The organism is Mycobacterium syngnathidarum (genome assembly GCF_001942625.1).
Lineage (GTDB): Bacteria > Actinomycetota > Actinomycetes > Mycobacteriales > Mycobacteriaceae > Mycobacterium > Mycobacterium syngnathidarum.
In genome coordinates this window covers 1-14,003 of record NZ_MLCL01000068.1, presented here as the reverse complement: position 1 = coordinate 14,003, position 14,003 = coordinate 1, and the positions used below count along the sequence as shown (strand labels likewise).

Annotated in this window: 10 protein-coding genes and 1 pseudogene; 8 read left to right on the top strand and 3 right to left on the bottom strand. The window is 66.8% G+C overall.

Going from position 1 to position 14,003, the window contains the following annotated elements:
• Nucleotides 1–59 precede the first annotated feature (59 nt).
• The 5 genes from ruvC (at nt 60) to BKG60_RS18145 (ending at nt 3,506) form a co-directional block, all read left to right on the top strand.
• Nucleotides 60–617, top strand: a complete 558-nt coding sequence (gene ruvC, locus BKG60_RS18165) for a crossover junction endodeoxyribonuclease RuvC (RefSeq protein ID WP_070184613.1) — start codon at nt 60–62, stop codon at nt 615–617.
• Nucleotides 614–1,201 carry a Holliday junction branch migration protein RuvA gene (gene ruvA, locus BKG60_RS18160; RefSeq protein ID WP_070943597.1) on the top strand — a complete coding sequence of 196 codons (588 nt, stop codon included), beginning with the start codon at nt 614–616 and terminating at the stop codon, nt 1,199–1,201. Before ruvC ends, ruvA begins: the two co-directional genes overlap by 4 nt.
• Nucleotides 1,201–2,256: a Holliday junction branch migration DNA helicase RuvB gene (gene ruvB / locus BKG60_RS18155; protein WP_070184615.1), complete on the top strand. Its 1,056-nt coding sequence runs from the start codon at nt 1,201–1,203 to the stop codon at nt 2,254–2,256. The genes ruvA and ruvB overlap by 1 nt, the downstream gene beginning before the upstream one ends.
• A 5-nt stretch (nt 2,257–2,261) precedes the next feature.
• Nucleotides 2,262–2,645, top strand: a complete 384-nt coding sequence (locus tag BKG60_RS18150) for a DUF1304 domain-containing protein (protein WP_070184616.1) — start codon at nt 2,262–2,264, stop codon at nt 2,643–2,645.
• A 99-nt stretch (nt 2,646–2,744) separates the two neighbouring features.
• Nucleotides 2,745–3,506, top strand: a complete 762-nt coding sequence (locus tag BKG60_RS18145; protein WP_070184623.1) for a MerR family transcriptional regulator — start codon at nt 2,745–2,747, stop codon at nt 3,504–3,506.
• 92 nt (nt 3,507–3,598) lie between these two features.
• Here the strand turns inward: BKG60_RS18145 and car (BKG60_RS18140) are convergent, their stop codons facing one another.
• The gene (gene car, locus BKG60_RS18140) at nt 3,599–7,069 is read right to left on the bottom strand and encodes a carboxylic acid reductase (protein WP_070943598.1); all 3,471 of its coding nucleotides are present in this window, start codon (nt 7,067–7,069) and stop codon (nt 3,599–3,601) included.
• Nucleotides 7,070–7,237: 168 nt separating this feature from the next.
• Entirely contained in the window at nt 7,238–10,723 is a 3,486-nt protein-coding gene (gene car, locus BKG60_RS18135) for a carboxylic acid reductase (protein ID WP_070184618.1), read from the bottom strand.
• A 269-nt stretch (nt 10,724–10,992) separates the two neighbouring features.
• On the opposite strand from car (BKG60_RS18135), the gene BKG60_RS18130 reads away from it, so the two are divergent.
• Nucleotides 10,993–11,604 carry a hypothetical protein gene (locus tag BKG60_RS18130; protein ID WP_070184619.1) on the top strand — a complete coding sequence of 204 codons (612 nt, stop codon included), beginning with the start codon at nt 10,993–10,995 and terminating at the stop codon, nt 11,602–11,604.
• A gap of 4 nt (nt 11,605–11,608) precedes the next feature.
• Here BKG60_RS18130 and gabT read toward each other — a convergent pair whose 3' ends face one another.
• Nucleotides 11,609–12,949 carry a 4-aminobutyrate--2-oxoglutarate transaminase gene (gene gabT / locus BKG60_RS18125; RefSeq protein ID WP_070943733.1) on the bottom strand — a complete coding sequence of 447 codons (1,341 nt, stop codon included), beginning with the start codon at nt 12,947–12,949 and terminating at the stop codon, nt 11,609–11,611.
• A gap of 160 nt (nt 12,950–13,109) precedes the next feature.
• On the opposite strand from gabT, the gene yajC reads away from it, so the two are divergent.
• On the top strand, nt 13,110–13,463 hold the full coding sequence (gene yajC, locus BKG60_RS18120; RefSeq protein WP_070184620.1) for a preprotein translocase subunit YajC: 354 nt from the start codon (nt 13,110–13,112) through the stop codon (nt 13,461–13,463).
• Nucleotides 13,464–13,535: 72 nt separating this feature from the next.
• A pseudogene (locus BKG60_RS18115) lies at nt 13,536–14,003 on the top strand (protein translocase subunit SecD); the annotation flags it as partial.

Here is a 14,003-nt window from a genome sequence, read left to right as displayed (position 1 = left end):
CCGGGCCGACGCGGGCTCACGCTAGGCTCTCGAACAGATGTTCTTACGAAGGGGTTCGTGTGCGGGTGATGGGAGTGGATCCCGGGTTGACGCGCTGCGGCCTGTCAGTGGTCGAGAGCGGTCGCGGTCGGCAGGTCACCGCGTTGGATGTGGACGTGGTCCGCACGCCGGCCGATGCACCGCTGCAAAAGCGGCTGCTGGAAATCAGTGATGTCGCCGAATACTGGATGGACACCCACCGGCCGGATGTGATCGCCATCGAGCGGGTCTTCGCCCAGCAGAATGTGTCCACGGTGATGGGAACCGCGCAGGCCGGCGGCGTGATCGCGCTGGCCGCGGCCCGCCGCGACATCGAGGTGCACTTTCACACCCCGTCGGAGGTGAAGGCGGCGGTCACCGGCAACGGCCGTGCCGACAAGGCGCAGGTCACCGAGATGATCACCAGAATCCTTGCGCTGCAGGCCAAGCCGACCCCGGCCGACGCCGCCGATGCCCTGGCCTTGGCCATCTGCCACTGCTGGCGCGCGCCGATGATCGCGCGGATGGCCGCCGCCGAGGCGCTGGCCGCCGAGCAGCGCCGTAAGTATCAGGCCCGACTGAAGGCGGCCCGGGCATGATCGCCTCGGTGCGCGGCGAGGTCATCGACATCGCCCTCGACCACGCCGTGATCGAGGCGGCCGGTGTCGGCTACAAGGTGATGGCGACACCGTCGACGCTGGCCACACTGCGTCGAGGTGCCGAATCCCGGCTGATCACCGCGATGATCGTGCGCGAGGACTCGATGACCCTCTACGGCTTCGCCGACGGGGAAGCGCGCGACCTGTTCCTCACCCTGCTGGGGGTCTCCGGTGTCGGCCCCAAGATCGCGTTGGCGACGCTGGCGGTCCATGACCCGCAGGCCCTGCGGCAGGCGCTGGCCGAGGGCGATGTCATGGCGTTGACCCGGGTTCCGGGCATCGGCAAACGCGGTGCCGAGCGCATGGTGCTCGAACTGCGCGACAAGATCGGTCCGGTCACCCCCGGGGCAGTCGGCGGGGCCGTGGGCCACGCAGTGCGCGCCCCGGTGGTGGAAGCGCTTGTCGGACTTGGTTTTGCGGCCAAACAAGCCGAGGAAGCCACCGACAAGGTGCTGGCCAACGATCCCGAGGCGACGACGGCTTCCGCGCTGCGGGCGGCGCTGTCCATGTTGGGTAAGAAGTGATGGGCCGATTCGACGACACCGACGACCCCGACGAGCGGGAGGTCTCACCCGCGCTGACCGTCGGTGAGGGGGATATCGACGCCAGCCTGCGGCCACGTTCGTTGGGGGAGTTCATCGGTCAGCCGCGGGTGCGCGAGCAGCTGCAACTGGTCATCGAGGGCGCCAAGAACCGCGGCGGCACACCGGATCACATCCTGCTGTCCGGTCCGCCCGGGCTCGGTAAGACGTCGCTGGCGATGATCATCGCGGCCGAGCTGGGCTCCTCGCTGCGGCTCACCTCAGGTCCCGCTTTGGAGCGGGCGGGTGACCTGGCCGCGATGCTGTCCAACCTCGTCGAGCACGATGTGTTGTTCATCGACGAGATCCACCGCATCGCCCGGCCCGCCGAGGAGATGCTGTACCTGGCGATGGAGGACTTCCGCGTCGACGTCGTGGTCGGCAAAGGCCCCGGGGCCACCTCGATCCCGCTTGAGGTCGCGCCCTTCACGTTGGTGGGAGCGACCACCCGGTCCGGGGCGCTGACCGGTCCGCTGCGGGACCGGTTCGGGTTCACCGCGCACATGGACTTCTACGAGCCGGTCGAACTCGAGCGGGTGCTGGCCCGGTCGGCCGGCATCCTCGGCATCGAGCTGGGTGCCGACGCCGGCACGGAGATCGCCCGGCGCTCCCGGGGCACGCCCCGCATCGCCAACCGGCTGCTGCGTCGGGTCCGCGATTATGCCGAGGTGCGCGCCGACGGCGTGATCACCCGCGACATCGCCAAGGCGGCGCTGGAGGTCTACGACGTCGACGAGCTCGGCCTGGACCGCCTGGACCGCGCCGTGTTGTCCGCGCTGACCCGCAGTTTTGGTGGCGGCCCCGTCGGGGTGTCGACGCTCGCGGTGGCCGTCGGCGAAGAGGCCACCACGGTCGAGGAAGTGTGTGAACCGTTCTTGGTGCGGGCGGGCATGGTGGCCCGCACGCCACGCGGCAGGGTGGCCACACCGCTGGCGTGGACGCACCTGGGATTGCAGCCGCCGGTTACCGGGCTGGGGCAGCCAGGGCTGTTTGAATAGGCGGCATGGTTATCGCCGGTCTGGTGTTCGCCGCGCTCGCCGCGGCCCTGCATGTCTACATCTTCGTGATGGAGTCGCTGACCTGGACTTCACCACGGACCCGCGCCACCTTCGGTCTCAGCGAGGAGCAAGCCCGGGCCACCAAGGAGCTGGCGTTCAACCAGGGCTTCTACAACCTGTTCCTGGCCATCGTCGCGGTGGTTGGCATCGTGGCTATGGGCTTGGGGCACAGCGCGGTTGGGGTTGCCCTGGTGTTAGCCGGGGCGGGGTCGATGCTGGCCGCGGCCGCGGTGCTGTTGATCAGCTCACCGGACAAGGCGCGGGCGGCGATCACCCAGGGCATCTTTCCGCTGCTCGCCGTCGCACTGATCGCGGTCAGCCTGCTCTAGGCCGTTTGTAGGACGCGACCCCCATACGTTCGGGCATGAGCACTTGACCCTCACGCGACGTGAGGCGCCAGTCTGATCAACATGACGCAGGAGTTGCCGGTGGATGAGCTCACCGTCGGCCAGGTGGCTGAGCGTTTTCGCATCACGGTCCGGACACTTCACCACTACGACGAGATCGGGTTGTTGACCCCGACCCGGCGTGGCGCCTCGGGATACCGGGTCTACACGTCGGCCGACCTGATGCGGCTGTCCCAGATCATCGTGTACCGCCGGCTCGAGTTCTCGCTTGAGGAGATCGCGAGCCTGCTGGACGAGGGCGATGAGGTCAGTCACCTGGTCCGTCAGCGCGAACGCGTCATGACCCGCCTCGACGAGATGAAGGACCTCGTCGAGGCCATCGATCAGGCATTGGAGAAGGCAATGACGAACACCCCCATGACCGACGACGACATGCGCGAACTCTTCGGCGAGGACTTCGACGACTATCAGGCCGAGGTCGAACAGAAGTGGGGCCAGACCCCGGAGTGGAAGGAGTCGCAGCGTCGAGCGAAGGCCTACGGCAAGGACGAGTGGATCCAGATCAAGGCCGAGGGAGAAGCCGTCGAGCAGGCCCTGTCCGACGCTTTCCGTAGCGGACTTCCGGCCGACTCCGACGCGGCAATGGATGCCGCCGAGCGGCACCGGCTGCACGTGAACCGCTGGTTCTACGACTGCTCGAGCGAATTCCACCGCAAGTTGGGAGACCTGTACGTGAGCGATCCGGCTTACGTCGCAAGGTACGACGAATCTTTCGCCCTTCCGGGCCTGGCGGCGTTCTGCCGCGACGCGATTCATGCGAACGCGGACCGAGCCGCTCGCTGACGGGACAACGGCTTCCCTCGGCGCTGATTGGCCGCGGTCCTGGATAAGGACCGCGGCCGCTCAGGGGGGATCTTCCCTTGTGGGGAAGTCTGTTACAGCAAACCGAGCAGTTTCAGATCGCTGATGTACTTGACGATGATCTCGCGGCTGACGTGCGGAATGTCTTTGTCCGGGCCGATCTTCGCTTCCTGCACCGCGGCGCGGAACACGTCGGTCGGTGCCATCGCGCCGTTCACCGGCATGCCGGGCTGTTGGTAGTTGTGCAGCAACGGCAGCAGTGAGGCCTGACGTTGCCTGTCGGGCAACGCCCGCAACGTGGTCTCGAAGCGGGACAACCACTCGGGGTACTCGTCGACCCGTTGGATCGGGTATCCGGCCTCGATGAGCCAGTCGACGAACTCGTCCATACCGAGACCGTCGTCGTGCGGGTTCATCACGTGATAGGTCTCGAAGCCGTCCTGCACGTGGGCGCCCAGGGTCGAGATGGCCTCGGCGATAAACTCGACGGGCAGGCCGTCGTAGTGCGAGCGCCGGCGCTCGCCGTCGGGACCGAGCTGGTTGAAGGATTTCGGTGCCACACCGGTGGCGACCAGGCTGAACATCATGCGGGTGAACATGTCCGGCAGGTTCAACTGCCCGGCATAGGTGGTGTCGGCCAGGATCATGTCGCACCGGAACACCGTCACCGGCAGGCCGGCCAGATCGTGAGCCTCGCGCAGCAGCACCTCACCGGCCCACTTGCTGTTGCCGTAGCCATTGGCGTAGCTGTCATCGACACGTCGGGTCGCGCTGATCTCACGAATGTCCGCGTCCTCCACGAACTTTCCGGGCTCGATGCCCCCGCCGACGCCGATCGTCGACACGTAGGCGAACGGCTTGATCCGCGTGGTGAGCGCGATACGGATGAGCTCGGCAGTCCCGAGTGCGTTGGGGCCGAACAGTTCGCTGTAGGGCAGCACGTGGTTGACCAGTGCGGCCGGGTCGACGATGAAATCGACGGTGTCGGCCAGTCGCTGCCAGGTCGCGGGGTCGAGGCCCAGGTCGGCCTCGCCCTTGTCGCCGGCGATCACTTCAAGGTGGTCGGCGGCCAGTTCACGGTAGTGCGCCAGCAGTTTCGGGTCGCCACTGTCGAAGGTCTTGTCGAGCCGTGCGCGGGCTTCGTCGTCGGACTTTGCGCGCACAAGGCAGATGACCTTGCCGTCAACCAGATCCATGCGCTCCAGCCATTCCAGGGCCAGGTAGCGGCCCAGGAATCCGGTTGCGCCTGTGAGCAGTACGGTGCGGATCTCATTGACCGGACCGGGCAGGCCCGGCGCGGCGGCCAAGGTTGCGGCGTCGATGAACTTGTCGAGAGTCAGGTCGGCCGCGTGGACTTCGGTCGCGTTGCGCCCGTGCACCGAGCTGAATGTCGGCCGCAGATTGGCGCCAGAGCGCTGAGCCTCGATGTAGCCGGCAATGGTCTGCAGATCCGATGCCGGACTGACGATCGCCGACACCGGCACCTCGACGCCGAAGATCTCCTGCAGCAGGTTTCCGAAGGTCAAGGCGGACAACGAATCTCCGCCGAGGTCGGTGAAGTGGGCCTCGGGCGCCAGATCGGATGCCGCAGCACCCAGCAGGGCACCGGCGGCCCGGCTCACGGTGTCGAGCACGGGAGCCTGAGCACCGCTGCGCCGCAGCTCGCTCAGTTCGTTGGCCTGGCCCTCGGCCAGCTCCGTGTACAGCTGCTCCAACCGCTCACCGTAATGGCTCTTCAGATTGGGGCGTGCCAGCTTGCGGATGCCGGTCAGCAGGCCGTTCTCCAAGCTGAAAGGCGTTGTCTCCACGATGAAATCGCGCGGAACCTCGTAAGACTGCAGACCGGCGGCGCGGGCCGCATCCTGCAGTGAGTCGCCGATCGCCTGCTTCGACGCGGTGGGATCGGTGGGTACCACGACGGCCAGCAGATACGAGCGGGCGCTGTTGCCGTAGATGAAGATCTGGCGCACCAGCGGGCTGTCCCCGAAGACCGCCTCGAGCTTGGAGACGGTGACGAACTCGCCCTGGGAAAGTTTGAGCACGTTGTTGCGCCGGTCGAGGTACTCGACATGATCGGGGCCCAGCTCGGCCACGATGTCTCCGGTGCGGTAGTACCCGTCCTCGTCGAACATCTCGGCGGTGATCTCCGGGCGCTTGTAATAGCCGGGGAACATCTGCTCGGACTTGACCAGCAGCTCACCGCGCGGGTGGGGCTGGTCGGTACGGAAGTAGCCCAGGTCCGGTACGTCGACCAGCTTGTAGTCGATGACCGGCGGACGCTGGATGTAGCCGTCGACGAACACCGAGCCGGCCTCCGTCGAGCCGTACCCCTCCAGCAGGTGCATGTCGAGCAGCCGCTCGACCCAGTTCTTCATCTCCGCGGAGATCGGAGCGGAACCCGTCATCGCCGAGACGAACCGTCCGCCCAGCAGGTCCTCGCGGACCTCGGCGAGCACTGCGTCCTCACTGCCGCCGGAACGGTCGAGCCGGCTCTGGTACTCCTGGTACAGCATGTCCCAGATCCGGGGCACGAAGCTCAGCTGCGTGGGCCGGACCAGGGCGAGGTCCTCGAGGAAGGTCGAAAGGTCGCTGCGGGCAGCGAAATACGCGGTGCCACCCGAGCTGAGCGTGCCGATCAGGATGCCGCGACCCATGACGTGGCTCATCGGCATGAAGTTGAGGGTGATCGCCGGCAGTGCCGCCTGGTTCTCGTCCCAAGTTGCCTTGGTGGCCAGCTGCCACATGTTGGCGACCTTGCTCTCCGGATACATCGCCCCCTTGGGGGTGCCGGTGCTGCCGGAGGTGTAGATCAGCATGGCCAGCGGATCGGGCTGGCCCGGGGTGTACAGCCGGGCGTCGGCCAGTGAGCGGCCGCGATCGAGGACGTCGGCCAATGGTTCGACGACAACGTCGGTGCCGGCGAGCGCGGACTTGGCGGCCTCGAAGGCTTCGCGCTGAGCGTCGACCTGGGGCCGGTAGTCGAAGACCACCAGCCGGCGGGGCACGGGTCCGGAGCGCACCAATTCAACTGCGTCGTCGAGGAAATCGATGCTCGCCGCGATCACGGTCGGTTCGGTCTCGGCGACGATGGGCCGCAGGGTGGTGACGGGCGCGCTGGTCTGCAGCGGCACCGACACGGCGCCGAGCTCGATGAGGGCGGTGTCGATGGTGGTGTAGTCGACGCTGGTGAACCCGAGGATGGCGACGCGATCGCCGGGCTTCACCGGGTGGTTGTGCCAGGCGTTGGTCACGGCCTGAACGCGGTCGCCCAACTGCCGGTAGGTGATGGTGTCAAAACGGGGGAGCAGCGCGGCCGACGTGCGTCCGTCGGCATCGGTGACGAACTCCACGGCGCGCTGTCCGAGCGCGGGGCGGTCGGCGTACCCGGCGAACACCGCTTTGACGATGGCCGGCAATCTGAGGTCGGGTTGGGCCACGGCAGCGTTGACGGCATCGTCGGGGCGGGCCGCGGCAAACTGCGAATCGGTGTCATAGAGGTGTGCGATGCGGTGTTCGAGCTGGTCTTCGCGTGCTTCGGTGGTCATATCGGTCCCCTGAGCAAATCAAAATAACTATGGTCGGCGCATTTGTCGCGCCTACTCATTACTACGTTAGTAAAACTAATTATATTTCGAGTTGCCAGCGCCCATGGTGCGAGATGCATCACGCCGGCGTGTGCTCGCCCCTGAGGCGGGGCGAGCACACGCGGGCGATCACAACAAGCCGAGTTGCTGCAGGTCGGTGATGTACTTGACGATCACGGCCGGGCTGACATGGGGGATGTCCTTGTCGGGCCCGATCTTGGCTTCCTGCACCGCGGCGCGGAAGTGGTCCGTAGGCGCCAGGGCGCCCAGCATCGGCCGCTCGGGCTTCTGATAGTTGTGCAGCAGAGGCAACAACGAGGCCTGACGCTGCTTGTCCGGCAGGGCGCGCAGGGTGCTCTCGAAGCGCTGGATCCACTGTCCGTAATCGGGGATGCGCTCGATCGGGTAGCCGGCCTCGATGAGCCAGTCCGTGAACTCGTCCATGCCGAGGCCGTCGTCATACGGGTTCATCACGTGGTAGGTCTCGAAGCTCTCGACCGATTGGCCGCCCAGCGTCGAGATCGACTCGGCGATGAACTCGACTGGCAGCCCGTCGTAATGCGAGCGCTGCCGGTTGCCGTCGGAATCGAGCTCATAGAAGGACTTCGGCGCGATACCGCTGGCGACCAGGCTGAACATCATCCGGGTGAACATGTCCGGCAGGTTCAGCTGGCCCGAGTACGTGGTGTCGGCCAGGATCATGTCGCAGCGGAAGACCGCCACCGGCAGCCCGCACAGGTCGTTGGCCTCGCGCAGCAGGACCTCGCCGGCCCACTTGCTGTTGCCGTACCCGTTGGCATAGCCGTCGTTGATCTTGCGGACCGCACTCATCTCCCGGACATCGACGTTCTCGACGAACTTCCCGGGCTCGATCTGATCGCCCACGCCGATGGTCGACACGTAGGTGTACGGCTTGATCTTCGTGGTGAGCGCGATCTTGATCAGCTCGGCGGTGCCCAGGGCGTTGGGACCGAACAGCTCGCTGTACGGGAGCACGTGGTTGACCAGTGCGGCCGGGTCGACGATGAGGTCGACTTCGTCGGCCAGCCGCTGCCAGGTCTGCTGATCCAGTCCGAGGTTCTCCTCGCCCTTGTCGCCGGCGATCACCTCGAGGTGATCGGCAGCCAGAACTTGGTAGTGCGCAAGCAGTTTCGCGTCGCCGGAATCGAAGGTGGCGTCGAGTCGGGCGCGGGCTTCGTCGTCGGACTTGGCGCGGACCAGCGCGATCACCTTGCCGTCGACGAGGTCCATGCGCTCCAGCCATTCCAGCGCCAGGTAGCGGCCCAGGAAGCCGGTGGCGCCGGTGAGCAGCACGGTCCGCACCTCGGCCGGAGCCTTGGGCAGGCCTGGCGCTGCGGCCAGCGTGTCGGCGTCGAGGAACTTGTCCAACGTGAGGTCGGCGGCACTGACCTCGGCGGCGTGCCTGCCGTGCACCGACGCGTAGGTCGGGCGCTTGGATCCGCTGCGCTGCGCTTCGATGTGCGCAGCGATACCGGCCAGATCAGTGGCCGGGCTGACGATCACGCCGACCGGCACATCCACGTCGAAGATCTCGCGGAGTAGATTGCCGAAAGTCAACGCCGACAGGGAATCTCCACCCAGATCGGTGAAGTGGGCATCGGGTCCCAGGTCGGATGCGGCAGCGCCCAGCAGCGCGCCGGCCGCCCGGCTGACGGTCTCCAGCACCGGGGCGTCAGCCGCGCCCGTGCGCAGTGCACGCAACTCGTTGGCCTGCGTCTCGGCCAGCTCGGCGTACAGCTGCTCCAGCCGATCGCCGTAGTGCGCCTTCAGTTTCGGCCAGGCCAGTTTGCGGATACCGGTCAGCAGACCGTTCTCCAGGCTGAAAGGCGTGGTCTCCACGATGAAGTCGCGTGGGATCTCGTAGGACTGCAGGTCGGCCTCTCTGGCGACCTCTTGCAGGGATGCGCTGATCGCTTCTTTCGTGACACCCGGGTCGGTGGGTACCACCACGGCCAGCAGGTAGGGCTGTGCGCTGTTGCCGTAGACGTAGATCTGTTGCACCAGTGGGCTGTTGCCGAACACGGCCTCCAGCTTGGCCAATGTGACGAACTCACCCTGGGCGAGCTTGAGCACGTTGTTGCGGCGGTCGACGTAACGTAGCTGGTCCGGGCCGACCTCGGCGACGACGTCGCCGGTGCGGTAGAAGCCGTCCTCGTCGAACACCGAAGCGGTGACCTCGGGGCGCTTGTAGTAGCCGGGGAACAGGTTCTCGGTCTTGATCAGCAGCTCGCCGCGAGGGTGCGGCTGGTCGGTGCCGAAGTAGCCGAGATCGGGGACGTCGACCAGCTTGTAGTCGATCACCGGTGGGCGCTGGACGACACCGTCGAACAGCGCCATCCCGGCCTCGGTGGAGCCGTAGCCCTCCAACAGGTGGATTCCGAGCATGTCTTCGGTCCAGGCCTTGAGCTCGGCAGAGATGGGCGCCGAGCCGGTCATCGCCGCCACGAACCGTCCGCCGAGCACCTGGTCGCGCACCTCGGCCAACACCTCGGCCTCGACGGCGTCGCGATCGGCGTCGGCCTCGGCCAGGCGGTGATCGACCCGGCTGCAGAACTCGCTGTGGATCATCTCCCATACGCGCGGAACGAAATTCAGCTCCGTGGGCCGCGTCAGGGCGAGGTCCTCCAAGAGCGTGGACAGGTCGCTGCGGGCCGCGAAGTAGCAGGTGCCGCCGGCGGCGAGAGAGGCGTAGAGGACGCCGCGGCCCATCACATGGCTCATCGGCATGAAGCTCAGATTGATCGCCGAGCTCACCGGTCCGAGCCAGGCCTTGCTGTTGCGCCGCCAGAACTTGGCGACCGAGCTCTGCAGGTACATCGCGCCCTTGGGGGCGCCGGTGCTGCCAGAGGTGTAGATCAGCAAGGCGAGCGGATCGGTGCCGTCGGACTCGGGGGCCGGGGGTGCCGGCAGTTCGCGGCCGCGGTTGAGCAGATCGGCCAGAGTTGCGACCGCCGTACCGGCCCCGGCGACCTTCTCGGTGGCCGATGCCACCGCGTCGCGATGATCGTCGACCTCGCCGTGGTGGTCGAAGACGACCAGCTGGGCCGGAGTGTGGGCATTGAGTGCCAGCTCGACGGCATCGGCGAGGTGGTCGACACTCGCGGCGATCACCACTGGTTCGGTCTCGGTCACGATGGGCGCCAGGGCCTCGGGCGACGAGCTGGTCTGCAGGGGCACCGACACCGCGCCGATCTGGCTCAGTGCGGTGTCGATCACGGTGTAGTCAGCGCTGGTGAAACCCAGGATGGCGACCCGGTCTCCGGCCGCGACGCCGGAGGCGTGCAAGGCCGCGGCGAGGGAGCGGATCCGATCCCAGAGTTCGCCGTAGCTGATGGTGTCGAACCGGGGGAGAAGATGCGCGCTGGTGCGTCCCGTAGCCGGGTCGAGGACGAATTCGACGGCGCGTTCGCCGAGCGCGGGCCGCTCGGCGTAACCCTGCAGGACGGTCTGGACGATTTCGGGCAGAAGCAGGCCGGGGACGTCGACGGCGGCGGTGACGGTGTCGCTGGGAATCGCGGCGGCGAACTGTGGATCGTTGGCGGTCAGATCGGCTATGCGGCTCGCCAGTTGCTCATCACGAGTGTCAAACGACATCAAAAATCCTCTTCACAGATAGCGGAAATAATCACCGGCGCAACGTTGCGCTACTGAACTACTACGTTAGTGAAACTAAACTTATTTCCGGAAAACCAGCTTCTCAGCTGTCAATGTGCTGTGAGTCTGGTCGTTCCGGTGTGAGCGCCGGGCGGGCCTGATACCCGAGTCCATGCGCAACGCGCCCGGATGAAACGCATGCCTTGAAGGGTAGGAGCGTTACCTGCCCGTCAGTTCGGGGTACCCAGCGGGGTGTCAAAGGAGGCATCATGACCGAATTCGATACCCGCGGTAGCCGGCTACGGATGCGGCGCAGCCGCGGCGCCGCCAGCGGCCTTTTGCTGGTTCTACTGGGAATCTGGGGCGCGCTGATCCCGTTCATCGGACCGTACTTCGACTTCGCCTACACCCCGGACCAAGCCTGGGTTTGGACCTCGGCGCGCGGCTGGCTGGAAGTGCTTCCCGGTGCCGTCACGGCGCTCGGCGGTCTGCTTCTCCTGGTTTCGAGTAACCGGGCCACGGCCCACTTCGGCGCATGGCTGGCGGTACTCGGCGGGGCCTGGTTCGTGGTCGGCCGAGCGCTCGCAGGGCCGCTGGGCATCGGCGACCCCGGGATGCCGATAGCCGTGACCGATGCCAAGCGCGTGACGCTGGAACTGGCCTACTTCTCCGGCCTCGGCGCGCTGATCGTGTTCTTGGGCGCCATCGCGGTCGGCCGATTGTCGGTTCGCAGTGTGCGTGACGTCGAATACGCGCAGCGGCCCGTCGCGGCAGCCGAGCCGGCTGCCGTCACTGAGGCGCCGCGGACCGAAGCCGTGGCAGCACCTCGGCGCCGGGGCTGGGGCGGACTGTTCGGTGGCCGTCACACCCACGCGCACTAGCGCCTCAGAGATCGCGCAGGATCAGCTCGAGCACGTCGAGTCCCTCGATGAGCAGTTCGTCGCTGATCGTGAGCGGTGGCAGGAAGCGCAGCACGTTTCCGTAGGTGCCACAGGACAGCACGATCACGCCCGCCGCGTGGGCACCGGCGCACAGCGCCTTGGTCAGCTCCGCGTCGGGCGTGGTGGTGCCTGGCTTCACCAGCTCGACGGCGATCATCGCGCCCCGGCCGCGCACGTCGCCGATCCGGTCGTCCTCGGCCTGCAACCGGCCCAGCCGGTCTTTCATGAGCTGCCCGATGTGCTGGGCGCGGGTCACCAACCCGTCGGCCTCGATGGTCTCGATGGTCGCCAGCGCCGCCGCGCACGCAACCGGATTTCCGCCATAGGTGCCACCCAGCCCGGACACATGCGGGGAGTCCATGATCTCGGCCCGCCCGGTCACCGCGGACAACGGCAGGCCGTCGGCGATGCCCTTGGCGGTGACGATCAGATCGGGATCGATGCCCTCGTGCTCACACGCGAACATCGCCCCGGTGCGGGCGAACCCGGTCTGGACTTCGTCGGCGATGAACACCACGTCGTTGTCGCGGCACCACCCCAACAGCGCCGGCAGGAACCCCTCGGCCGGGACGATGAAACCGCCCTCGCCCTGGATGGGCTCGATGATGACCGCGGCCAAGTTGTCGGCGCCGACCTGCTTTTCCATCACGTCGATGGCCCGCCGGGCCGCGAGCGCGCCGTCGGTGGCCAACTCCTTGCCGAACTCGGCATCGCGGAACGGATAGGACAACGGCGCCCGATAGACCTCGGGCGCAAACGGACCGAAGCCGTGCTTGTACGGCATGACCTTGGCGGTCAGCGCCATCGTGAGGTTCGTGCGCCCGTGATACGCGTGGTCGAAGGAGACGACGGCCGGCTTGTGGGTATGGGAACGCGCGATCTTGACCGAGTTCTCCACGGCCTCGGACCCCGAGTTGAACAGCGCCGAACGCTTTTCACCACGAACCGGCGTCAGCCGGTTGAGGTGCTCGCAGACCGCGACGTACTGCTCGTACGGCGTCACCATGAAGCAGGTGTGGGTGAAGTCGGCGGCTTGTGCGGCCACGGCCTCGACCACGCGCGGCGACGAGTTTCCGATGGTGGTGACGGCGATGCCCGAGCCCAGGTCGATCAGCCGGTTGCCGTCGACATCCTCGACGATGCCACCGCCGGCGCGGGCGGCATATACGGGCATGGTGTTGCCGACCCCGCGGGCGACCGCGGCCGTTCTACGGCCGATCAACGCCTCGGATTTGGGTCCGGGGATGGTGGTGGCCAGATGGCGACTCTGCTCGGGATGACTCAACACTGCCTCCTCGACGGGGAAGGGCGACGCCGGAAAGAACGCGTTCTGAGCCTAGTTGCGAGGCCCGCCAGTCGGCGGCGAATGGGGTGGTCCGGGTCGGCGGCGGTATCGTGGCCTCGGTCGCCCTGACATCCGACACAACACGAAAGACATACCTGACATGGATCTCGTCATTTTCCTGCCCCTGCTGATCGTCATGGGCGCGTTTATGTTCTTCGCGTCGCGTCGTCAGCGCAAGGCCATGCAGGCGACCATTGACCTGCACAACTCGCTGCAGATCGGCGACCGCGTGCACACCACATCGGGCCTGCAGGCCACGATCACCGGCATCACCGACGACAACGTCGACCTGGAGATCGCCCCCGGCGTCGTCACCACCTGGATGAAGCTCGCGGTGCGCGACCGCATCGAGGAGGACACCGAGGACAGCGCCGACGCCGATGAGGCGGCCGGTGCGACCGAACTGACCGAGAGCACCGGCGTCACTGACACCGACGGCCTCAAAAAAGACTGACCGCAGAGCACCCAGCACAAGCACGTACCCTTTGCGGTGCTGACGAACTGATCTCGAGGAGACCCTAGAAACGTGGCATCGTCTTCGGCGCCGGTGCATCCTGCGCGCTATCTGACACTTTTCCTGGTCCTTCTGATCGGCGTTTATCTGCTGGTGTTCCTCACCGGCGACAAGCAGGCCGAGCCCAAACTCGGCATTGACCTGCAGGGCGGTACCCGGGTGACGCTGACCGCGCGCACCCCGGACGGCTCGACGCCGACCAGAGAGGCTCTCAACCAGGCTCAACAAATCATCAGCGCCCGCGTGGACGGTCTCGGCGTCTCCGGCTCGGAGGTCGTCATCGACGGCGACAACCTGGTGATCACCGTTCCCGGCAACGACGGCAGCGAGGCCCGCACCCTGGGCCAGACCGCCCGCCTGTACATCCGGCCCGTCGCACGCGCGGTGCCGGTGGCACAGCTCAAGCAACTCGCGGAAGGTGGCGCACCGGGCGCCCCAGGCGCGCCAGGCGCGCCCGCCCCAGGCGCGCCAGGCGCGCCC